Genomic DNA, 20331 nt, shown 5'->3' on the forward strand with positions numbered 1-20331 from the left:
GCTTGCTATAAGAAAAGTTTGGGTCCTCTGGGAAACAGGTGAAGCTTAATTCTTTGGGGAGAAAGTAATACTGAAGTGAGCGCATGAAAAGGCCGGCGCGGTTTGGCGAGCCATTGCCCGGCGACAAGGTCCGGTGTCGCCTCTGCCCCCGTCTTTGCGTAATTCCCATGGGGGCGACCGGATACTGCCGGACAAGGTTAAACGATCGCGGCCAGCTTTACACCCTGATTTACGGCTCCGTGACGTCGATGGCGATAGATCCCGTGGAAAAGAAGCCCCTTTACCACTTCCTGCCGGGCAGCGATACCTTTTCCATCGGCACGGCCGGCTGCAACCTCTCCTGCCGCCACTGCCAGAACTGGACGATCTCGCAGGCCAGCATCGAGGAGGTCGACCACGAGAACATTCCGCCGGAACGGGTGGTGGAGATGGCCCAGAAGTACCGCTGCCCAAGCATCTCCTACACCTACTCGGAGCCGTCAATCTGGTTTGAGTTCGTGTACGACACCGCTAAGCTGGCCCACGCCGCCGGAATCTACAACATCTACGTCACCAACGGCTACATGAACATAGAGGCCTGGGAGGAGATCAAACCCTATCTCACCGCGGCCAACGTTGATGTCAAGGCCTTCTCCGATGACTTCTATCGTCGGGTCTGCTCGGCCCCCGGAATTGAGCCGGTGTTGAGGACCTGCGAGTGGATGGTGGAAAACGGGATTCACCTTGAGACCACCTACTTGATCATCCCTGGAGAGAATGACCGTCCAGAGGAGATTCGAAATTTTTGCCGGTGGGAAGTGGAGCGGCTGGGCCCTGAGGTCCCCACCCATTTCAGCCGCTTTTTCCCCATGTACCGGATGACCGATCGGGAGCCGACCCCGGTGAAGACGCTTGAGCTGGCCCTGAGCATTGCCAAAGAGGAAGGCCTCCACTACGTTTACATCGGCAACGTTGCCGGCCACAAGGGAGATAACACCTACTGCCCGAAGTGCGGCAAGCTGCTCATCGAGAGATTTGGATTTGACATCCTCCGCTATGAGATCCGGGACCACAGGTGCCCCAGCTGCGGTGCCGAGATCAAGATTTTTGGCGATTACAGCCCGGCCGCCCGGTAGCTCAGCTTCCCTTTATGGCGGCCTTCAGTTCCCTCATCCCGAGAGCGGCAAGTGCTTTGGCCTGTTTTTCCGTCTTGGCCTCGGCGAAACAGCGGAAAATGGGCTCGGTTCCGGAGGGTCGGAGCAGGAGCCAGCCTTCCTCAAGCTCTATTCTCAGGCCGTCCATGTGGCTGGTTCGGTATCTGGAAAATCTCTTGGTTAATCTTGCGAGCACCTTTGCTTTTTTCTCATCGGGACACTCCAGCCTTCGCTTGACTTGGAAGTATTTGGGCAGGGTCAGATTTAGTTCTGAGGCCTTCATATCGGTGCTGTCCAAGGCCGCGATAAACTGAACCGCCGTCATGATTCCATCCCTGCAGAGCAGCCAGTCCGGAAAGATTACGCCGCCGTTTTCCTCGCCGGCGATGTCACCACCATTTTTGCGGATTTCTTCGACCAGCTCTGGTTCACCGACCTTGGTCCTCACGACTTCGCCGCCGAGCTTAGCGGCAACATCGTCCAAGACTGAGCTCGTGGCCACGGTGGTTAGAATTCTTGGCCTAGATTTCCCGCGCAAGTAGTGCAGGGCCACATGGGCGAAGACCCTGTCCCCGCTGATCACTTCTCCCCGTTCGTCAACGACGAGGGTTCGATCAGCATCGCCGTCGTGGGCCACTCCAAGGTCGGCCTTGCAGCTGACGACAGCCTTAGCCAATCCGTTCAGGTTCTCCGGGATTGTTTCCAGTTTTCGACCCGGGAAGGTCCCGTCAAGCTGGCTGTTGAGTGAAATCACCTGGCAACCCAGCTCTCGGAGCAGACTTGGCGTGACTAGATTGCCCACCGCGTTGGCGCAGTCGACGACCACCTTCAACCCCCGTCGGAACCTTGGGACTCTTTCCAGGATGGCGTCGAAGTAAAGCGGTAAGGCCTCAACCCTTTCCGAGCGGCCGATGTCGCGCCAGCCCACCAGCTTGGGCCCATGGGACATGATGCGCTCGATTCTGTCCTCGCGCCAGCGCTGAAAACCGGCGCCCTCTTGATCCCAGAATTTAATCCCGTTGTACTCGGCAGGGTTGTGCGAGGCGGTTATCATGACGCCGGCATCGCAGCCGAAGCTTCTGGTCGCAAAAGACAGCACCGGGGTCGGGGTCAAGCCCAACCTGACGACATCGCAGCCTCCGGAGTTCAGACCGGCGACCAGCGCCAGCTCGAGCATTTCGCCCGAGGTTCGATTGTCCCGCCCCAAGGCGACCCTGCCCCGGTTGCCCAGATCGGTCGCCAGCGCCTGGCCGAGCTCAAGCGCGGTCTTTATCGTCAATTCCTTGTTGACGATTCCTCTGACTCCGAAGGTCCCGAAGAGCCTGGGCATGAATGTCAACTCATAATCGCCGCACAAATATTAAATCGTGATGTGATAGTTTACTCGGGCCCGTGGCCTAGCTAGGATAAGGCGGCAAGTGAGGACACCCGCAAGCCTTCTATCCCGGCGAGGAAAGCTGCATATCGTGGGTTCAAATCCCACCGGGCCCGCCAATCAACGTTTGTTCTGCAAGCCCTTCAAAAAAGATAAAAGGGAACGTGACTTGGTTTCATTGGTGTGGCTTTGAAATACATCGTGGATCCCGATCCCAAGTGGGTGGAACACGCCATCAAGAGGTTCGCCGCGCCATTTGTGGACAAACCTTATGACAGAATTGACGTGGATCCCATCCTGTTGTCCGAGGCAGGATGCCTAGCCGGGATGTCCGCCAAGGAATGGTATCTTGAACCCAGGCGTGGCATCGCCTCCGTCATCGCCGCCCATGAGGCCTTTGACCTGATACCCGTGGCCCACTGGTGGCCGACCATCCACGTCTGGGAGCAGGAGATGGGGAACAAGCTCGAGTGGCCGGAGAACCAGCCACCTCGCGTCAAGGAAAACGCGATAAAGACGCCTGAGGACATCGACAAGCTGGAGGCCGTCAGCGAGGAAGAGATCAAAAAGGGCCCCACCTACACTTCCTTTGTCGAGGCCTTCGATTATGTGCGGGATAACTACCCCAACTGGTTCGTTCCCCTCTACTTCGCCTTTCACCCCGAGGCCAATGCCTCCCAGCTCATAGGTCTGGAAAAATTTCTGGTGATGACGCTCAGGAACCCGCCGTTGTGCCACAAGCTGATTCAGAAGTTTATGGAGACCTCGCTCAACGGCTGCCGGGCCCTAGTTGAGAGGTACGGAAGCGCCATGATCGTGACCGGTTCGACGGTTGCCGGCAGCGACCTGCTGGGGCCGAGGCAGGTCAAGGAGTTCGGCGTGAGGTACGTCTCGGAGCTGGTCAAGAAGGCCCTGAAGATAGGCGCGGGACCGCAGATATGGTACCACCACTGCGGCAACCATGCCAAGGACTGGGAGCTGTGGAAGGACACCATCTTCACACCCTTCACCGTCATGCAGATTGGGTATGAAGGGAGGAAGCCGTTCCCGCTGGAGAAGCTGAAGCAGCTCTACGGCAGGCGCGCCACCTTGATGGGCAACATCGACACCACTCTGGCCTTTTCCGGTTCACCCACCCAGGTCTATGAGATGGCGAAGGAGCAGATCCTAGCCGCGAAGGACAGCCCCAACGGCTTCATCTCAGGACTGGCCTGTGAGTGTCCTCACGGCTCACCGGCTTCGAGCCTCCACGCCATGGTAAGGGCGGCGAGGGATTTTGGGAGGTATGAGGGGTGATGAACATGGTCGAGATAAGAGTGAGCGATGAGGTAAAGAAACTGGCCGAGGAAAGGGGCATCCCGGTTGAGCAATTGAAGGAAGTAGTTCAGCACGGTGAGGAGACGCGGGAAAAGTTAATTCAGGAGGATCAGAGTCTGGCCAAAAAGCGGATAGGGTCGACCACGATTTACGTCGTCTACCGCAAGGCAGGCGATGTCTTTGAGATCGTGACGGCCTATGCCCACCGGATGGAAGAGAAGGAGGTCACGGATCCGGTACCCGATGATGTTCAGCCTTGGCGCTGTGAAAAATGCAATAAAAACACCGTCCGCGCGAGCATGAACGTTTCCTACCTAGGTATCACGCGACAGGCGCCGGTCATGGTCTGTCCGGACTGTGGCGCGGGCTTTTTTGAGGAGAACATCGTCAACAAGACGCTTTGCACGGCCATGTGCCTCTTCGAGAAAAAGAGGGCATGACTCGGGGGGATGGTGATGCTGTCGGGCTGTCTGGAGAAGCTGGGCGGCAGTCCGCGGCTTTTGAAGGCCACCAGGAACCTGAAATGTCCCAAATGCGGGTTTGAGTTCAGCCTCATCTACGCGAGGGCGGTGGCCTGCCGCGGCTGTCCTGAGTCCGTCCTAGGCTGTGAATACACCCGCTGCCCCCGGTGCGACAACGAGTTTTCCATTAATCAGGTCGGGCTTACCACCTCGAAGAAGGACACTAGGGACTTGGCCACCTACACCTCGGAGATATTCTCCAGCTACTGCAATGACTTCGGCGAAAATCCTTCAAGATAGAGACCAAAATTTGTTACTTATTGACGCCCAACAATTATTGATAAATCTTGGTCCGGGTGGAGCGGCTTTCTAAAAATTGGTTCACTTGGCGTATTTTGACAGAACCTGGTGCCGGTACGGGGATTCACCGCTGATTGAGGTGACGTTGAAGGCGCAGAAGGGGATCAGCCGCAGGTCCGGTGTTACCTCGTGAATGCAGCACTTCTCCAGCCGTTCGAGGTCGATGTTCCAGACATCCTGGAAGGCCATCGTTGAGATGGTCAGGTAGTTCTCCGTCGCCCTTTCAACGACCTCCATCCAGCTGCCGGCCTTGCATTTACAAGGCGCAGTCCTCGGCGCGCCCCTCTGCGGTGGGTTCAGCTTCCAGAGGCTGGCGACGGATTCCCTGATTGTCTTGGGGATATCGGTGCAGCTGGGTCCCGGGCTCTGAGAAAGGCTGGTCAACGAAAGGAGCTTGCCGTCCTCGAGCAGGATGGAAAGGCACCTCGCGTCACAGTGCACGTCGGGGCAGCTGGTGGGAATGAAGTTGTCCGCCTTGACTTCACCATCCGTCTGTACCTCGATGGCGTGGAGCAGGTCCGGAATGGTCACCCTGTCATCGTCACGTGGTTCATCCGGATAGCGGCCGAAATAACTGAGCGGCTGGAAGTGCACCCCCTTCACGGTCGGGATCCATTTTTTAGCAAAGGCGATGATTCTGCCGACCTGATCGAGGTTGATGTCTTTGATTATTTTCGGAACGAGGACGACGCCGATACCCGCCTCGGCGCAGTTCTCAACAGCCCTTTTCTTCGAGCTGAGCAAATTCGCGCCGGATATCTTGCGATAGACACTGGGCGAGAGCCCATCAAAGGAAAGGTAAAGGGCGTCCAGACCGGCCTGTTTAAGCAGTCGCAGATATTCGGGATCCTCTGCCAGCCTTATTCCGTTGGTGTTCAGCTCGATGTAATCTATGCCCATCCTTTTCCCCAGTGAAACTATCTCCGGCAGGTCCTCGCGGACCGTGGGCTCGCCGCCGCTGATCTGGACGCAGACGGGCTTGGAACCTTTCAGAAGCATCCCGTACATTTCCTTGATTGTTTTGATTCCCGGCTCGTAAATATAGCCCCCACCAGAGCTGGCGAAGCAGGCCCGGCAGTTGAGGTTGCATCGGTTGGTGATCTCCATGACTGCGAGGCAGGTGTCTTGCTTGTGGCCGGGGCAGAGCCCGCAGTCCCAGGGACAACCACCTTTGCTCGCCGTTTGCCTGACTTTAGCTCCTTTTCTCCCTGGCTCGAACTTGAGCAGCTTTTTGTAATGGTCAGCGCCGCGCCAGATGAGCGTCTTGAATTTGCCGTGTTTCTCGCATTCTTTGCTCAGATAAACGTTGTCACCTTCGACAATCCTCTCCGCAGGCAGCTTGTGCAGGCAGACCGGGCAAAGGCTCCAGGTTTTTCCGATCACTTCCGACATTCAGACCATCCTCGTTTTTCTCCGGTTACCTAAGTATCTTTTTGGGAACTCAGCCCGGGCAGGTAGCTTTTCGGCAGCAGCGACCTGATTGCCTTCAGGGCGGTGGCTCTGGGCATGTGCTTTAACGACTTGCGGATGATCTCCCAGTCCCTGCCTTCGTAGATGGCCCTGAGGTAGTGGGGAGTCATGTGGCCGCATTTTTCGCAGATGGCCCCGGCCCCCATGTAGCAGGCGCGCGTGCCACCACAGCTGCGGTACTTGATGTTCCCCATCGTGTCCAAGCTGAGGATGAGTTTGGTTGCCGGGCAGTCCGAAGTCACTTTTAAGCAGTTGGGATATTTCATCGACTCCAAGATGCTGTTTGAGATGAAGATGAAATCCCCGTAGTTTTCCTTCAGAGGCTTCAAAACTTTGTCGATGACCTCGTTCCTCTTGCTGAAGGGCAGAAAGAGGGAGTTCTCCCCTCCGATGAACGGCGTGTAAAAGCTGAACTTGACCCAGAGCACCCTTGAGTTGCTCCACTCCGAGACAAATTTTTCTATGGAGCGGTAGTTCTGGGAGTTCACCACCATGTTCAGCAGCAGATAGCGGGCGCCGGTGGTCTCGATGTTCTCCCGCGCTCGCTCGTAGGTGCCCTTTCCCCGGATGAGTTCATGATAGCGCTTGGTGCCATCGATGCTGATGAAAAAGGAAACATCGTTCCAGTCCGGTATAGGAACGGTGCCGTTGGTGACCACCTCGTTAATGACGAAGCTGTCCTTGCCCGTCTCGATGAGTTCCGGGCGCAGCAGCGGTTCCCCACCCACCCAGGCGCAGTAGAGGAACTTCGGTAGCCTGCGAAGGACCTCCTCCCAGCCCTCAATTGACAGCTCCTTCGGGTTGTTTGCCCTCCAGAAGAAGCAGTGCCGGCAGCGGAGGTTGCACCTGTTGGTCACGTCGATGGAAACTGCCTTCTGCCTCATTTTCGGACCTTTCCCAGCGTCTTGTGTTATCATTATGGACCAGCAGGCTTTAAAGTTTGGACCCAGTAATAAAAGCAAAAGTTGGGGACCGACGATGAACTTCTTGGAGGAGTGGATCCACTCCGCGATAAAGCAGAGTTTGGGAGAAAGCGCTGCTTCTGGAAATTTCCCGACCGGCAATCGGAAGATAATGCGTGAGGACATCGAGAGGTACCACCTGCAGAAGCTTTCTGAGCTGGTAAAGTACATCGCTGCGAGGAGCCCCTTTTACCGGAGGCTGTTTGCGAAAGCGGACGTGAATCCCGGTGATATCAAATCGTTCGAGGATTTTTCTAAAATTCCGTTCACGGAGCCGAGGAACATCATCGGCAAGCCGCATCTCTTCTGTTGCCTGCCGCAGAGCCAGATCTTCAGAGGATTTTCCGCCGAAGGGACCTTGGACTCGATCCGTGTTTTTTATACTAAGGATGAGCTGGACAGAATCGTGGCATCAATAGCCGCCGCCCTTGGGACATTGGGGTTGAGAAAGGGCGACGTTTTGCAGATAATGTTTTCCCCGGAAGCTGAATGGGGGTGCGATTACTTGGTCAGCCGGGCGGCGGAGATCTGTGGCGCCAGGGCGGTGGTTACCGGCCATGGTCTTCTGGAGGAGCAGGTGGATAAAATGGTGGAGCACGGGACCACCATGTTGATTGGCTCCAACCCCTACATCTACGCGATTACCGGGCTGGCCGAGGGTCGTGGTCTGGACCGGCTGGGGATAAGGTCGGTCATCCTGAGCCGTGGCTGCAGCTATTTCCCCTTCGACGAATCAATCCGGGAGGAGGTCGAGCGGGTGTGGGGCGGCAAGGCCTATGACCATTATGGGACGATAGAGACCGGCCTGGCGGTGGCCATCGAGTGCCCCGCCCAGGACGGACTTCACATTAACGAGGCGGATTTTTTTATTGAGGTTGTGGACCCGGAAACAGGCGAGGCCTTGGAGCCGGGCGAGGAGGGTGAGCTGGTCTTCACCACCCTCAACAGGAGATGCATGCCTCTGCTGAGATATAGGTCGGGCGATATTTCGCGCCTGATTAAGGGCAGGTGCGGATGTGGGGCGGAGATGCTGAGGATGGAAGGAGTCAAAAGAAAAATTCTCCGGATCGGCGAGGAGTGATTCTTCACCATCGTAAACCTTTTTATGAGTTTCGTACTAAACTATGGGCGGGCTTTTTGAGCAAAACGTTTGTGAAACTGGTAGCGGACATAACCAAAAGGACGGACTCAAGGATCGTGCTCGCACTTGACCCTCCTATCAACCCTTATGCGCTGAAGAATCCCGAGGAGCGGTTGAGGGAAAGGCTCAACACAGCGGCCAGGATCAAAAACCTCTTGGCTGAGCTTGACGGTCTGGTCTCGGGGGTGAAGATCGGTCTTCCCCTCATCTTTGGTCTCGGGCTGGACTTGGTCGAGGAAATCATCAGCACCCACCGAAAGAGCTACTTCTTCATCTGTGACCCTAAGATGGCTGACATAGGCCATATCAACCGTCTTGAGGCCGCCCAACTTTTCGACGTCGGTTTTGATGCGCTCATCATCCACGCCGCGGTCGGAATCAAAGGCGGCATTGACGAGGTCGTTAGCCTGGCCGAGGAGATGGACAAAGGGGTCCTCGGCCTTTGCGCAATGAGCCATCCCGGAGCCGGCGAGCACCTTAACAAACACTATAATGAGCTGTTGGAGATTGCGGCCAAGGCGGGCGTGGACGGCTTCGTCGTCCCGGCCACCTACCCCCACCTGATAACCAGCACCAAGAATGCCTATCCCTCAACGATCATCTTTTCCCCCGGCGTTGGCACCCAGGGGGCAAGCTTCGGCTCGGCGCTTGCGGCCGGCGCCGACTACGAGATAATCGGGAGGAGCATCGTTCAGGATCCATTCCCCGCGGTTAGGGCCAGAGAAATCCTGAAGGAGATCAAAGAGACGGGCATTGACGTCCAGAAAATTGCGCTGGCGCTGGCGAAGCACCGCTGCGTGATGGTGGGCGAGTTCAAGCTGACCTCGGGACTCATGAGCCCTTACTACATTGACCTGAGGGCGACTCCTTCCCACCAAGATCTCTTTGATTTGATAACCAGCGCCTATGTCGCCGAGCTGAAGTCGCGCGGGATCTCCTTTGACCGGATCGCGGGTGTGGCCACGGCGGGGGTGCCGATAGGAGCCTTGGTCGCCTACAAGCTGAATAAACCTTTTCTCTACATCAGAAGGGAGGAGAGGACCCACGGAACCAAGAGCTTGATTGAGGGCGTGATAAACCCAGGAGAATCCATACTGATCGTGGACGATGCCGTCACCACCGGGGGCAGTCTGTTGAAGGCCATCGAGGCCATCCAAGAGCGGGGCGGCAGGGTGGAGTATGCGATGGTGCTCGTGGACCGGGAGCAGGGCGGAGCCCAGAATCTGGCCAAGAAGGGGGTCAAGCTGATCTCGCTCATGACGGCGTCGCGGCTGATCCAGGAGCTCTATCTGAAGGGATTCATTAGCAGGGAGGACTATGAGAGGGTGATAAAGTACATCCAGGAGAGCAAGAATATCCAGAGCTAGCTCGGTGGTTTGGTGTCGCGCCTGCTGTTTGAGGGGTAAAATTGCGGGAAAAATCTTCAATTCTGGGAGAGATTGCCGCAAGCAATCAATCGTTTGGCCGTTTCGCCTTTCGTCCGGCGAGGATAAAGAGGACGGTCGAGGAAAACTCGCGGGTAAAGTCATTTTACTTGGAATCAAAGGGGATGGAGCCGCCCCGCCCCGGCCAGTTCTTCATGATCTGGCTTCCGGGCTTTGAGGAAGTCCCGATGAGCGTGTCCGATGCCGGCGCCGGTTATGTCAGGATCTCGGTCTCAAACGAAGGCCCGACCACGGCGGAGTTTCACCGATTGGATGGGGGCGAGTTAATTTTTCTGCGGGGACCGTTCGGCAATGGTTTTTCCCTGAGCGGAAGGTCCTTCCTCTTGGTGGGCGGCGGCTACGGCGCGGCGCCGCTGATCTATGCCGCCAAGTCGATTACCGGTGCTGGGGGCAGATGCACTTTTCTTGTTGGAGCCAGGAACAAAGAGGAACTCCTTTTTGTTGGCGAAGCGCGTGGGCTGGGGATTAGAACGACGGTGGCGACCGAGGACGGTTCCGAGGGATATAGGGGGCTGGTGACGGACCTTTTGAAAACCGAGCTGAAAAAGAGAAGCTATCAGGCCGTGCTGACCTGCGGTCCGGAGATGATGATGTACGAGGTGGTGAGGCAGGCGGTCAAGCTCAGGATCAGGGTTCAGGCATCGCTGGAGCGTTTCATGAAGTGCGGGTTCGGGATCTGTGGTTCCTGCGTCTTGGACCCCTTGGGCCTGCGCGTCTGCTCGGACGGCCCGGTCTTTGACGGCGCCCTTCTCTTGAAAACTGACTTTGGAAAGAGGAAGCGAGGGGCTTCAGGTGCTCAGGTGAGGTTATGCTGAAGGTCACGGTGGGCAAGTTGAGGCTGAGGAATCCCATCATGCTGGCTTCGGGTGTGCTCTGCAACGGTTCGCTTCTGAAGCGTGCCGCCGTCGAGGGCGGAGCCGGAGCCGTGGTAACGAAGAGCTTGACGCAGGAGGTGCGTGAGGGTTATTCCACTCCCGTGGTCGTCGGGGTCGAGGGAGGTTTGATTAACGCGGTTGGTCTGGCCAACCCCGGTTACGAGGCCTACCTCCGAGAGGACCTGCCCTTGGCCAAGGAGGGAAAGGTGCCGGTGATTGTCAGCGTCGCCGGCAGGAGCGCCGAGGATTTTGCCGAGATCTGTGTCCGGGCCCAGGAGGCCGGAGCCGATGCCGTAGAGCTGAATCTTTCCTGCCCCCACGTGGATAAGCACGGGATGGAGATAGGAGCCGACCCCCTCGCCGTCGCCAAGATAGTGAAGACGGTGCGAGCAGCACTGGAGATACCCCTCTATGTCAAGCTGGGGCTCAGTGATAAATTGATTGACTCAGCGGTTTCCGCCCAGGAGGCCGGCGCCGATGCCGTGGTCGCCATCAACACCGTCAAGGCGATGGCGATCGATGTTGAGGCCAAGAGGCCTGTGCTCACCAACACCTACGGCGGCCTCTCCGGGCCCGCCATCCACCCCATCGCCCTGCGCTGCGTCTTCGAGCTCTACCAGAGGCTCTCCGTCCCGATAATAGGCTGTGGCGGCGTCGGCGACTGGAGGACCGCGCTCGAGTTCCTCATGGCCGGTGCTCAGGCGGTTCAGGTGGGCTCGGCTCTGGCCGTCCGCGGAATTGGAGTTTTCCGTGAGATAGAGAAGGGAATAAAGGATTATTTGGTCCGGCACAAGTTTAGGAGTGTTAGGGAGGTCATCGGGATCGCCCACGGGTGAGATGATGAAGTACGTGATCATGATCGGCGGCGTCATCAGCGGCTTGGGGAAGGGGATAACCACGGCCTCCATCGGCAGAATTCTCCAGTCCCGTGGCTACCGGGTAACGGCGATAAAGATCGACCCCTACCTGAACTGCGATGCCGGCACCATAAACCCCTTCGAGCACGGCGAGATCTTCGTCACGGATGACGGCGGCGAAATAGATCTGGATATGGGACATTATGAGAGATTTCTTGACGTGAACTTGACCAAAAAGCACAACATCACCACCGGCCAGATCTACGGCGAGGTGATCAGGAGGGAGCGTAAAGGGGACTACTTGGGACAAACGGTTCAGATCATCCCGCACGTCACCGATCTCATCAAAAGCCGGGTTCGCCAGGTTGCCTCCGAGAGCAACGCCGAGATCTGCTTGGTCGAGGTCGGCGGCACCGTTGGTGATATCGAGAGCATGCCCTTCATCGAGGCCATGAGGCAGCTTTCCCTGGAGGAGAAGCGCGAGGACGTGGCCTTCGTCCATCTCACCCTAGTCCCAATTTTGGACGTCGTCGGTGAGCAGAAGACTAAGCCCACCCAGCACAGTGTCAAACAGCTGCTCGCCGCCGGGATATCCCCCGACATCCTTATCTGCCGGAGCAGGATTCCGCTCAGCGAAAATGCGAAGCGGAAGATTTCCCTCTTCTGCAACGTCCCCGAGCGGGCGGTCATCAGCGCCCACGATATCGAGAATGTTTACCGATTGCCCCTCTTGCTCGACGAGGAGGGGTTGGGAGACCTTCTGATTGAAAGGCTTTGTTTGGAGGACCGGGGCAAGAACATTTCCCGGTGGAAAAGTATCGTCGAGCAGATGGACCAAGCGACCAAGATCATCAGGATTGCCATGGTGGGTAAGTACATCAGGTTCCCCGACACCTACTTGAGCATCAACGAGGCCCTGAAGCACGCGGCGGGTGTCAACGATTGCAAGGTTGAAATAGACTGGATAGATGCCGAGGGATTGAGGATGGATGAGGATCTGGACAGGCTTCGTGGCTATGATGGGATTCTGGTCCCGGGCGGCTTCGGGCAGAGGGGAAGCGAGGGCAAGATTGCGGCGATAAAATATGCACGGGAACAATCGATTCCCTTTCTCGGCCTTTGTTTCGGATTTCAGCTGGCGGTGGTTGAGTTTGCCCGGAGCGCTGGGTTGAAAAGCGCCAACAGCACCGAGATAGATCCTAGGACGCCATATCCTGTGATCGACCTGTTGCCGGAACAGAAGAAGGTGTCGGAGATGGGCGGGACGATGAGACTGGGGGCTCAGGAGGTCCGCATAGCTAAAGGATCGCTGGCCTTCAGAATCTACGGCAAGGAGAGGATAAGCGAACGGCACCGGCACCGCTACGAGGTCAATCCTAGGTACATTGAAAGGCTCACAAAAAAAGGGCTGAGATTTTCTGGAAAATCGGTTGACGGAAGGAGAATGGAAATCCTTGAACTGCCCGGCCATAAGTTCTTCCTCGCCACGCAGTTCCATCCGGAGTTCAAGTCAAGGCCCGGCAAACCGGCGCCAGTTTTTGACGCTTTCGTGAAGGCCGCTTTGGAAAGAGCGAAGCTCGCCGTGAAAGGAAAGACGGCGGGGTAATTTCAGTTTATTTTCACCCTTTCGCCCCTGTCCATGTAGATTACCCTTTCGGCGATGTTGGTGGCGTGGTCGGCGATTCTCTCGAGGAATGAGGCCACGAGCATCAGGCGGAAGGCGTCGGATATTTTCTTGGGATCTTCGACAACAAATGAAAATAACTCCCGGTTAACTTGCTGGGCCAGTCTGTCCACCTCATCGTCCCTTTCGCCCAGCCCCCAGGCCAGCGGTGAATTCTCCTCCTTGAACGCCCTTACGCTGTCCTTGATCATGGCGATGGCAAGTTCCGCCATCCTCGGGATGTCAACAAGCGGTTTGAGCAGCGGTCTTCCTGCGAGCTGTTTGGTGATTTGGGCGATGTCGGCGGCACGGTCGCCAACCCGCTCCAAGTCAGTAATTATCTTCAGGCAGGAGCCGATGACGCGAAGGTCCTTGGCCATGGGCTGCTGCAGGGCTATCATATGCATACACTTGTTTTCAATCTCGAGCTCGAGCTCGTCGATTTTATCGTCCTCCCGTATCACCCTGTTTGCCAAACTGACATCTTGTTTTTCTAAGCTCTTCACCGCCTTTTCTACAGCGGCGGTGGCGAATGAGCTCATTTCCATCATCAGCGACTTCAGTTCCTCAAGCTCTTCGGATAGTTTCTTCCTCACCTTTGGTTCTTTCATCCAAATCTCCCCATAATATAATCCTGCGTCTGCTTATTTCTAGGCCGCTCAAACATCTCCTCCGTTTTACCATACTCAACCAGCGTTCCCAAGTACATGAAGGCGGTGAAGTCGGAGACCCGCGCCGCCTGTTGGAGGTTATGGGTCACGATAACGATGGTGTAATTTTTCTTCAGGTCAAAGAGCAGGTCCTCAATTTTCGTCGTTGCGATGGGGTCCAGAGCCGAGCAGGGTTCGTCCATCAAGATGACCTCGGGATTCACCGCTAGGGCCCGAGCTATGCAAAGGCGCTGCTGCTGGCCACCCGACAGCTCAAAGGCGGACATCTTTAGCCTGTCCTTGACCTCGTCCCACAGAGCCGCCCTTTTCAGGTTTACCTCAACCACTCTGTTCAGGTCTTCCTTTTTGACAAGGTGGTGAACTTTTGGCCCGTAGGCCACATTTTCGTAGATGGACTTCGGAAATGGGTTGGGTTTCTGGAAGACCATACCCATTTTCCACCTGATTTCGGTCACGTCCACATCCGGACGATAGATGTTTTTGCCGTCGACGAGAACCTCTCCACCGACCCTCGCCCCCGGGGTTAACTCCACCATCCGGTTAAGGGTTTTGATGAAAGTGGACTTACCGCAACCCGATGGGCCGATTATCGCCGTAATTTTTTTCTCAGGTATCTTTATTGAGAAGTTCTTGATGACTTGGTTGTTGCCGTACCAGACGTTTAAATTTTTGGTCTCTATCTTGATTTTCATCCTACCACTTCCTCCGGGCCCGATATCGATAACGGATGATGGCGGCGATTAGTGAGATTGACAATACTAGCAAAAGCAGGACTAGGGCCGTGCCGTATTGGATGGGAGTTACCTTTGAGATGTTGGGGTGCTCAGTGGCAAGCACAAAAAGATGGTAAGGTAGGGCCATGACCGGGTCAAAAATCGAAGTCGGTAGACCCCGCGTGTAGAACACCGCCCCGGTGAAGAGTATCGGCGCCGTCTCTCCGGCGGCCCTGCCCACGCCGAGGATGGCACCGGTGATGATTCCAGGAAAACCGGCCGGTAGCACGACCTTTAGTATCGTCTCCCATTTGGTGGCCCCCAGTGCCATGCTGGCTTCTCGGAAGGAATCGGGGATACTTTTCAGGGCCTCCACCGAGGTCACGATCACGGTGGGCAGGATCATGACGGACAACGTGAGCGACGCTGAAAGCAGCGAGGTGCCGAAACCAAGAAATTTAACAAAAAAGGCCAGCCCAAAGAGACCGAAGACTATCGAGGGGACACCGTTGAGGTTGTATATCGCGGAATTGACCAGCTTGACGAATTTACTCTCGCCGGTTGAGTATTCCACAAGATAGATGGCGGACATCAGTCCAAGGGGCAGTGAAAACACTATTGCCAGCGACACCAAAAGAAGGGTGCCGACGATGGCCGGAAAAATTCCTCCCGCCGTCATCCCTGAGGTCGGCGGCTGGGTCAGGAACTCCCAGCTTATGATCCCAGCACCGTTTAAAATTATGTGGAGCAGCAGGTATCCCATGACCGCCAAGATAATCAATATCGCAATTCTGCTGGACCAGATGCCTAGCGCTTGGCAGAATTTTGCCTTCATCTACTGCCCCCATTTTTAATGAGCCTTATCGCGACTGAATTCAGGACAAGGGTCAAGAGGAACAGAGCTATGCCGATGGCGAAAAGCGCGTTGTAGTGGATTCCGCCGAAGACGGCTTCGCCCATCTCGGCAGCGATGGTCTGGGTCAGCGTCCTAACTGGAGAAAAGATCGAGGTGGGAATTATCGGCGAGCCGCCGGTTACCATCATTACCGCGATAGTTTCGCCAATGGCCCTGCCGAAGCCGAGGATAATGCCTGCAGCAATTCCCGAGGCCGCCGCGGGTATCGTCACGCTCCTGATGGTTCTCCATTTGGTTGCCCCTAAGGCCAGCGAAGCCTCCTTGTAATCCTGGGGCACCGAACTCATCGCGTCCTCGGCGATGCTGAGGATCGTCGGCAGCACCATTATTGCCAGTATTATCCCTCCGGTTAGCGCAGTTTCTCCCGTAGGCAGGTTGAAAGTCCTCTGAATCAGGGGGACTAGGACCAACAGCCCGAAAAGCCCGTAAACTATTGACGGTATTCCGGAGAGGATTTCTATAGTGGGTTTGAGCAATTCCCTGATTCTGGTCCCGGAGATTTCTGCGAGGTAAATTGCACCGAGAACGCCGAGCGGGACTGAGATGGCGAGGGCTAAAGCCGTGACTAGTAGAGAACCTAGGACTAGCGGAACGATGCCGAATGACGGCGGCAGAGCGGTCGGTCGCCAGATGGTGTTGAAAAGGAAGTCGGACAATCCGATGTTGACGAAGAGCGGCAGCCCTTGGCTGAATATGAAGATAAAGATGAAGAATACGGAGAGGATGGAGACAAAGGCGAACGCGGCGGTGAAGATTTTTCCTGAGAACTTGATTTTTTTCATGTTCATCAGCCTCAAAAAAGGAAAAGGCCGCACTTTAGCGGCCTAGGGAAGTTTAACGAATCCATGTTCCTCAACTATTTTCTGTCCGCTTGGGCCTGTGACGAAGTCTATGAATTCTTTGGCCAGTCCCTCCGGCTGTCCCTTGGTTATCATGAAGAGGTAGCGGGAAATCGGGTAGGCACCGCTTTGGACCGTGGAGACAGAGGGCTCAATCCCGTTTATCTTTAGCGCCTTGATGCCGGAAGCGTCAGCCAAGTAGCCTATGCCCACATAACCGATGCCGTTGGGATTTCCTGAGATGGCTTGAGCCATTTCCCCGTTGGAGGTCTTGGTCAGTGCCCGCAGGGTGATGTTTTCAGGCTTCATTACTTTGGTTTCAAAGGTTTCGTAGGTGCCGGATGTGGATTCCCTGGTGTAGACCACTATTTCCAAGTTGGGTCCTCCCACCTCACTCCAGTTGGTTATGTCGCCCTTGAATATCGCCTTCAGCTGTTCCAAGGTCAGCTCATTTACTGGGTTCGTTGAGTTGACGATCACGCAAACAGCATCCAAGGCAATCCGATGTTCAACTAAACCCGCACTTTTTTCTTCATCCTTCAGGGTTCTCGAAGAGTTCGCGATGTCGCAGGTTCCGTCAATCAACGCCGCGATGCCAACTCCTGACCCACCGCCCTCAACCGTTATTTTATCATTGGGGTGGGCGTCCATCCAAGCTTCAGCGGCAGCTTGAGCTATGGGCAGGACAGTTGTTGAGCCCTTGACTTTTATCGATCTGGTCGTCTGGGTTTGGGCAGCGGTTCCCTGAGTTGGCGACAGCTGACTCTTGGTCCCTTGAAGTATAATGGCTGAAGCGGCAATTACGGCCACAATCAGCAGGCCCAAATACACTATTGTCTTCGATTTCATTTTCTCATCATTTTTTATATAGAAAACGACATTTTTATTGTTTTTACCAATATTCTATATATTTATTTGTATTAATCGTAAAAATATATATTTAAGTTAGTAAGAAAATAATTGGTGTTCGCGTGGAAGAACAGGGCGAGGTTAGAAAGGTGCAGAAAACAGGTGGGTCCACCTACATCGTTTCTCTGCCCAAACACTGGGTTGAGGAGAATAAGATAAAACCCGGCGACGGACTGGTCGTAAAGCGGCTTGAAGATTCCACACTCCAGATATTTCCTCTAAGGGTCAAGGAGGAGAAGAAAGCCGCCAAGGCCATAATTAAGATTTCTCAGAGCGATGACCCCTATAAGCTGGCGAGAAAGGTCGTGTCCCTATATCTGGTCGGCTATCAGGTCATCCATCTGTCGTCCGAGGGCAAGATCACACCACAACAGCGGGAGGTTATTAAAATTTATGTCCGGGAAAAGCTGGTCGGCGCGGAGCTGATCGCGGATTCACCAGGGGAGATGACCATCCAGATTTTGCTGAGCTATCCAGAACTTTCTGTGAAGGATGCTCTGAGGCGAATGTTTTTGATCGCCTCCTCGATGCAGAAGGACTCCATATCGGCCCTGGAGAAGTTGGACCGGGAGACGGCTGCAGAGGTAATCAGACTTGACAATGAGGTGGATCGGTTTAGCATGTACGTGATCAGACAGATAAAGCTAGCGGTGCAGGACCCTAGGTCGATAAGGGAAATAGGACTGCGAAATGCCAGAGACTGTCTCGGCTACAGGCTGATAGTTAAAAGTGTGGAAAGGATCGCGGATCACGCGGCCTTAATCGCGGAGAAGGTCCTGCGGATAAACAAGCCGCTGGAAAGGGAGGTTTTGAAAGGAATTTTGAACATGAGCAGTCTTGCCAATACGATGCTAGAAAAATCCGTACTGGCCTTATTTAATGAGGACTATGACCTTGCCGAAGAGATAATCGTGGAAAAGGAAAAGGCCAAAATATTGGAGGAGAAGGTGGCGAAACTTACGCTTGAAATCCCCCGTGAGGACCTGATAAATGTCCGGTTGATGCTGGAAAGCCTGCGCAGAATAGCCGAGTACAGCAGCGATATAGCCGAAATAGTTTTGAACCTAACCGTCACGGAGACCTTATCATGAGAAAAGTGATTTTCGTCTGCGTGGAGAACTCGGCCCGGAGTCAGATGGCCGAGGCTTTTTTCAACAGGCTGGCGAAGAAATTTAGGGCCGAAAGCGCCGGAACCAAGCCGGCGGCCGCGGTGAATCCCTTGGCGGTGGCGGTGATGAAGGAGGTTGGCATCGACATCAGCGCAGCCAAGCCCAAGATGCTGACGATGGAAATGCTGGCAGACGCTGAGCGGGTGATAACCATGGGCTGCATTTCAGGGGAACTGTGTCCGGCCAGTTTGGTGCCGACCGAGGACTGGGGAATTGAGGACCCTGCGGGCAAATCGATTGAGAAGTTCCGGGAGATCAGGGACTTGATTCGGAAAAAGGTCGAGCGATTGGTCAGCGAGTTGGAGGGGCAAGTGGGCTAAAATTTCCAAAGCAAAAATCTTTTTAATCAGCAGAGTAAAAATAATTGATGCACCCAATTGTTTTAGGTCAACTAGGGCAGAGAGGAACATCTGCTCGGAAAAATTTTCCAGTTAAGTTGGAGGAGGAAGTGAGATTTTGAAGGTTAGAAAGAGGGACGGGACCATAGAGGATTTCAACCCGGAGAAGATAGTCGAGTCCATTTTCCGATCGGCCCAGGCGGTCGGCGGTCGCGATCGGGAGCTGGCCAAGCGGCTGGCGAACGAGGTCATCGCCACCATCCAGGCCCAGTGCAAGGGAGATATCGTCTCTACGGAGGAGATCGGCAACATCGTCGAGAAGATCCTAATCGAGCGCGGCCATGCGCGCACGGCCAAGGCCTACATCCTCTACCGCAAGCACCAGGAGGAGCTGAGAAAGCTTCGCTCGACTTCGCTAGAGGTCGAGCGCATCGTGGACAGCTACATCGGGCACATGGACTGGCGGGTCAGGGAAAACGCCAACATCGACTTCTCGCTCAGCGGCCTGGAGCAGCACATCTCCACGACGGTGATCGCCAACTACACGCTCTCCAAGCTTTACCCGCTGGAGGTGGCCGATGCCCACAGCAACGGAGATTTCCACATCCACGACCTCGGGCGTGGCATCTGTGGCTACTGCGCCGGTTGGTCGTTGCAGCAGCTTTTGGCTGAGGGCTTCAACGGGGTTCCCAACCGGATTGGCTCCAACCCACCCAAACACCTGACCACGGCGCTGCTGCAGATGGTCAACTTCATGGGCACCTTGTCCAACGAGTGGGCCGGAGCTATGGCCTTCAACTCGATCGACACGCTGCTGGCGCCCTTCGTCTGGGCGGACGGGATGGACTACAAGGAAGTGAAGCAGGCCATCCAGGAGTTCGTCTTTAACCTGAACGTCACTTCCCGCTTCGGCGGACAGTGTCCCTTCACGAACGTGACGCTTGACCTCAACGTTCCACCGGACCTCGCCGACAAGCCGGCCATCGTCGGCGGTAAACCGCTGGACCGGGCCTACGGGGACTTCACCGAGGAGATCGAGATGATCAACCGGGCCTTCATCGAGGTTCTTTCCGAAGGGGACATGAGCGGGCGACCCTTCACCTTCCCCATCCCCACCTACTCGATTACCAAGGATTTTGACTGGGATAGCACCCTCTCCGACATCCTCTTCGAGGCCACGGCGAAGTACGGGCAGCCCTATTTCCAGAACTTCGTCAACTCCGATCTCAGGCCCAGCGATGTCCGCAGCATGTGTTGCCGGCTGAGGCTTGACCTGAGGGAACTCAGGAACAAGATGTCCGGAGGCCTCTTCGGCGCCGGGGACTCAACCGGTTCGATGGGTGTGGTCACGATAAACATGCCGCGGCTGGGATACCTCTCCAAGAACGAAGACGAGTTCTTTGAGCGACTCGACCAGATCATGGAGCTGGCCAAGCGCTCTCTTGAGATAAAGAGGGAAATTGTGGAGAAAAACATGAACAACGGGCTGCTGCCCTTCACCAAGCGCTATCTGGGCAACCTGAACCAGCACTTCTCCACGATTGGTCTGGTGGGGATGAACGAGGCCCTGCTGAACCTGTTCGACCATGACATCACCACGGAGCAGGGCAAGGAGTTCGCGATCAAGGTCCTGAAGCACATGCGGCAGCGCCTCGTCGAGTTCCAAGAGGAGACGGGCCACCTCTACAACCTTGAGGCCACGCCCGCGGAGGGGACC

20 protein-coding genes and 1 tRNA gene are annotated in these 20331 nt (G+C 55.6%); 13 read left to right on the forward strand and 8 right to left on the reverse strand.

Features of this window, described 5'->3' with window-relative positions:
• The first annotated feature begins 83 nt into the window (after window positions 1-83).
• Entirely contained in the window at window positions 84-1115 is a 1032-nt protein-coding gene (amrS, locus tag ACP5PX_RS03740; RefSeq protein WP_428084099.1) for an AmmeMemoRadiSam system radical SAM enzyme, read from the forward strand.
• A 1-nt stretch (window position 1116) separates the two neighbouring features.
• Here the strand turns inward: amrS and glmM are convergent, their stop codons facing one another.
• A complete protein-coding gene (gene glmM / locus ACP5PX_RS03745) occupies window positions 1117-2463 on the reverse strand; it encodes a phosphoglucosamine mutase (RefSeq protein WP_428084101.1) in 1347 nt (448 codons plus the stop codon).
• Window positions 2464-2519: 56 nt separating this feature from the next.
• On the opposite strand from glmM, the gene ACP5PX_RS03750 reads away from it, so the two are divergent.
• The 4 genes from ACP5PX_RS03750 (at window position 2520) to ACP5PX_RS03765 (ending at window position 4586) form a co-directional block, all read left to right on the forward strand.
• Window positions 2520-2627, forward strand: a tRNA-Arg gene (locus ACP5PX_RS03750).
• A 70-nt stretch (window positions 2628-2697) separates the two neighbouring features.
• Window positions 2698-3804: a uroporphyrinogen decarboxylase family protein gene (locus ACP5PX_RS03755; protein ID WP_428084103.1), complete on the forward strand. Its 1107-nt coding sequence runs from the start codon at window positions 2698-2700 to the stop codon at window positions 3802-3804.
• Window positions 3805-3809: 5 nt separating this feature from the next.
• Window positions 3810-4265 carry a DUF4258 domain-containing protein gene (locus ACP5PX_RS03760; protein ID WP_428084105.1) on the forward strand — a complete coding sequence of 152 codons (456 nt, stop codon included), beginning with the start codon at window positions 3810-3812 and terminating at the stop codon, window positions 4263-4265.
• A 9-nt stretch (window positions 4266-4274) separates the two neighbouring features.
• Window positions 4275-4586, forward strand: a complete 312-nt coding sequence (locus ACP5PX_RS03765; protein WP_428084107.1) for a hypothetical protein — start codon at window positions 4275-4277, stop codon at window positions 4584-4586.
• Between the two features lie 81 nt (window positions 4587-4667).
• Here the strand turns inward: ACP5PX_RS03765 and trsS are convergent, their stop codons facing one another.
• Together trsS and ACP5PX_RS03775 are read right to left on the reverse strand one after the other, a co-directional pair.
• The gene (gene trsS / locus ACP5PX_RS03770; protein ID WP_428084108.1) at window positions 4668-6038 is read right to left on the reverse strand and encodes a radical SAM (seleno)protein TrsS; all 1371 of its coding nucleotides are present in this window, start codon (window positions 6036-6038) and stop codon (window positions 4668-4670) included.
• Window positions 6039-6067: 29 nt separating this feature from the next.
• The gene (locus ACP5PX_RS03775) at window positions 6068-7000 is read right to left on the reverse strand and encodes a radical SAM protein (RefSeq protein ID WP_428084110.1); all 933 of its coding nucleotides are present in this window, start codon (window positions 6998-7000) and stop codon (window positions 6068-6070) included.
• Window positions 7001-7094: 94 nt separating this feature from the next.
• Here ACP5PX_RS03775 and ACP5PX_RS03780 point away from each other — a divergent pair, with 94 nt between their 5' ends.
• The 5 genes from ACP5PX_RS03780 to pyrG are packed head-to-tail and all read left to right on the forward strand — an operon-like array spanning window position 7095 to window position 13002.
• Window positions 7095-8159, forward strand: coding sequence for a phenylacetate--CoA ligase family protein (locus ACP5PX_RS03780; protein ID WP_428084112.1), 1065 nt, complete (start codon window positions 7095-7097; stop codon window positions 8157-8159).
• A 56-nt stretch (window positions 8160-8215) separates the two neighbouring features.
• Window positions 8216-9586, forward strand: a complete 1371-nt coding sequence (pyrE, locus tag ACP5PX_RS03785; protein WP_428084114.1) for an orotate phosphoribosyltransferase — start codon at window positions 8216-8218, stop codon at window positions 9584-9586.
• Window positions 9587-9627: 41 nt separating this feature from the next.
• Entirely contained in the window at window positions 9628-10479 is an 852-nt protein-coding gene (locus ACP5PX_RS03790) for a dihydroorotate dehydrogenase electron transfer subunit (RefSeq protein WP_428084116.1), read from the forward strand.
• Complete coding sequence (locus ACP5PX_RS03795) at window positions 10473-11375, forward strand: dihydroorotate dehydrogenase (RefSeq protein ID WP_428084118.1); 903 nt, start codon at window positions 10473-10475, stop codon at window positions 11373-11375. Before ACP5PX_RS03790 ends, ACP5PX_RS03795 begins: the two co-directional genes overlap by 7 nt.
• 1 nt (window position 11376) lies before the next feature.
• Window positions 11377-13002: a glutamine hydrolyzing CTP synthase gene (gene pyrG, locus ACP5PX_RS03800; RefSeq protein ID WP_428084120.1), complete on the forward strand. Its 1626-nt coding sequence runs from the start codon at window positions 11377-11379 to the stop codon at window positions 13000-13002.
• A gap of 2 nt (window positions 13003-13004) precedes the next feature.
• Here the strand turns inward: pyrG and phoU are convergent, their stop codons facing one another.
• From phoU to ACP5PX_RS03825, 5 genes are read right to left on the reverse strand one after another with little or no spacing between them, the layout of a single operon-like run.
• The gene (gene phoU, locus ACP5PX_RS03805) at window positions 13005-13670 is read right to left on the reverse strand and encodes a phosphate signaling complex protein PhoU (RefSeq protein WP_428084122.1); all 666 of its coding nucleotides are present in this window, start codon (window positions 13668-13670) and stop codon (window positions 13005-13007) included.
• Window positions 13667-14422 (reverse strand): phosphate ABC transporter ATP-binding protein PstB, encoded by a 756-nt coding sequence (gene pstB, locus ACP5PX_RS03810; RefSeq protein WP_428084124.1) that lies wholly within the window; start codon window positions 14420-14422, stop codon window positions 13667-13669. The genes phoU and pstB overlap by 4 nt, the downstream gene beginning before the upstream one ends.
• Before the next feature lies 1 nt (window position 14423).
• Entirely contained in the window at window positions 14424-15278 is an 855-nt protein-coding gene (gene pstA, locus ACP5PX_RS03815) for a phosphate ABC transporter permease PstA (RefSeq protein ID WP_428084126.1), read from the reverse strand.
• Entirely contained in the window at window positions 15275-16141 is an 867-nt protein-coding gene (pstC, locus tag ACP5PX_RS03820) for a phosphate ABC transporter permease subunit PstC (RefSeq protein ID WP_428084128.1), read from the reverse strand. Before pstC ends, pstA begins: the two co-directional genes overlap by 4 nt.
• Before the next feature lie 42 nt (window positions 16142-16183).
• Complete coding sequence (locus ACP5PX_RS03825) at window positions 16184-17047, reverse strand: phosphate ABC transporter substrate-binding protein (protein WP_428084130.1); 864 nt, start codon at window positions 17045-17047, stop codon at window positions 16184-16186.
• Window positions 17048-17169: 122 nt separating this feature from the next.
• Here ACP5PX_RS03825 and ACP5PX_RS03830 point away from each other — a divergent pair, with 122 nt between their 5' ends.
• From ACP5PX_RS03830 to ACP5PX_RS03840, 3 genes are all read left to right on the forward strand, one after another.
• Complete coding sequence (locus ACP5PX_RS03830; protein ID WP_428084132.1) at window positions 17170-18198, forward strand: PhoU domain-containing protein; 1029 nt, start codon at window positions 17170-17172, stop codon at window positions 18196-18198.
• Window positions 18195-18596 (forward strand): arsenate reductase ArsC, encoded by a 402-nt coding sequence (locus tag ACP5PX_RS03835; RefSeq protein WP_428084134.1) that lies wholly within the window; start codon window positions 18195-18197, stop codon window positions 18594-18596. Before ACP5PX_RS03830 ends, ACP5PX_RS03835 begins: the two co-directional genes overlap by 4 nt.
• 136 nt (window positions 18597-18732) lie before the next feature.
• The coding region (locus tag ACP5PX_RS03840) for a ribonucleoside triphosphate reductase (protein ID WP_428084136.1) at window positions 18733-20331 on the forward strand (1599 nt) is incomplete at its 3' end.

The sequence above is a fragment of the Hadarchaeum sp. (SeqCode) genome (genome assembly GCF_049969415.1).
GTDB lineage: Archaea > Hadarchaeota > Hadarchaeia > Hadarchaeales > Hadarchaeaceae > Hadarchaeum.

Excerpts from the sequence above, each read along its gene's own strand:
- ACP5PX_RS03835 (WP_428084134.1), top strand. The coding sequence starts at position 18,195 with ATGAGAAAAGTGATTTTCGTCTGCGTGGAGAACTCGGCCCGGAGTCAG.
- ACP5PX_RS03765 (WP_428084107.1), top strand. The coding sequence starts at position 4,275 with ATGGTGATGCTGTCGGGCTGTCTGGAGAAGCTGGGCGGCAGTCCGCGG.
- trsS (WP_428084108.1), bottom strand. The coding sequence starts at position 6,038 with ATGTCGGAAGTGATCGGAAAAACCTGGAGCCTTTGCCCGGTCTGCCTG.
- pstB (WP_428084124.1), bottom strand. The coding sequence starts at position 14,422 with ATGAAAATCAAGATAGAGACCAAAAATTTAAACGTCTGGTACGGCAAC.
- glmM (WP_428084101.1), bottom strand. The coding sequence starts at position 2,463 with ATGCCCAGGCTCTTCGGGACCTTCGGAGTCAGAGGAATCGTCAACAAG.
- pyrG (WP_428084120.1), top strand. The coding sequence starts at position 11,377 with ATGATGAAGTACGTGATCATGATCGGCGGCGTCATCAGCGGCTTGGGG.
- ACP5PX_RS03825 (WP_428084130.1), bottom strand. The coding sequence starts at position 17,047 with ATGAAATCGAAGACAATAGTGTATTTGGGCCTGCTGATTGTGGCCGTA.
- pstA (WP_428084126.1), bottom strand. The coding sequence starts at position 15,278 with ATGAAGGCAAAATTCTGCCAAGCGCTAGGCATCTGGTCCAGCAGAATT.
- ACP5PX_RS03780 (WP_428084112.1), top strand. The coding sequence starts at position 7,095 with ATGAACTTCTTGGAGGAGTGGATCCACTCCGCGATAAAGCAGAGTTTG.
- phoU (WP_428084122.1), bottom strand. The coding sequence starts at position 13,670 with ATGAAAGAACCAAAGGTGAGGAAGAAACTATCCGAAGAGCTTGAGGAA.
- ACP5PX_RS03795 (WP_428084118.1), top strand. The coding sequence starts at position 10,473 with ATGCTGAAGGTCACGGTGGGCAAGTTGAGGCTGAGGAATCCCATCATG.
- pstC (WP_428084128.1), bottom strand. The coding sequence starts at position 16,141 with ATGAAAAAAATCAAGTTCTCAGGAAAAATCTTCACCGCCGCGTTCGCC.
- ACP5PX_RS03760 (WP_428084105.1), top strand. The coding sequence starts at position 3,810 with ATGGTCGAGATAAGAGTGAGCGATGAGGTAAAGAAACTGGCCGAGGAA.
- amrS (WP_428084099.1), top strand. The coding sequence starts at position 84 with ATGAAAAGGCCGGCGCGGTTTGGCGAGCCATTGCCCGGCGACAAGGTC.
- ACP5PX_RS03775 (WP_428084110.1), bottom strand. The coding sequence starts at position 7,000 with ATGAGGCAGAAGGCAGTTTCCATCGACGTGACCAACAGGTGCAACCTC.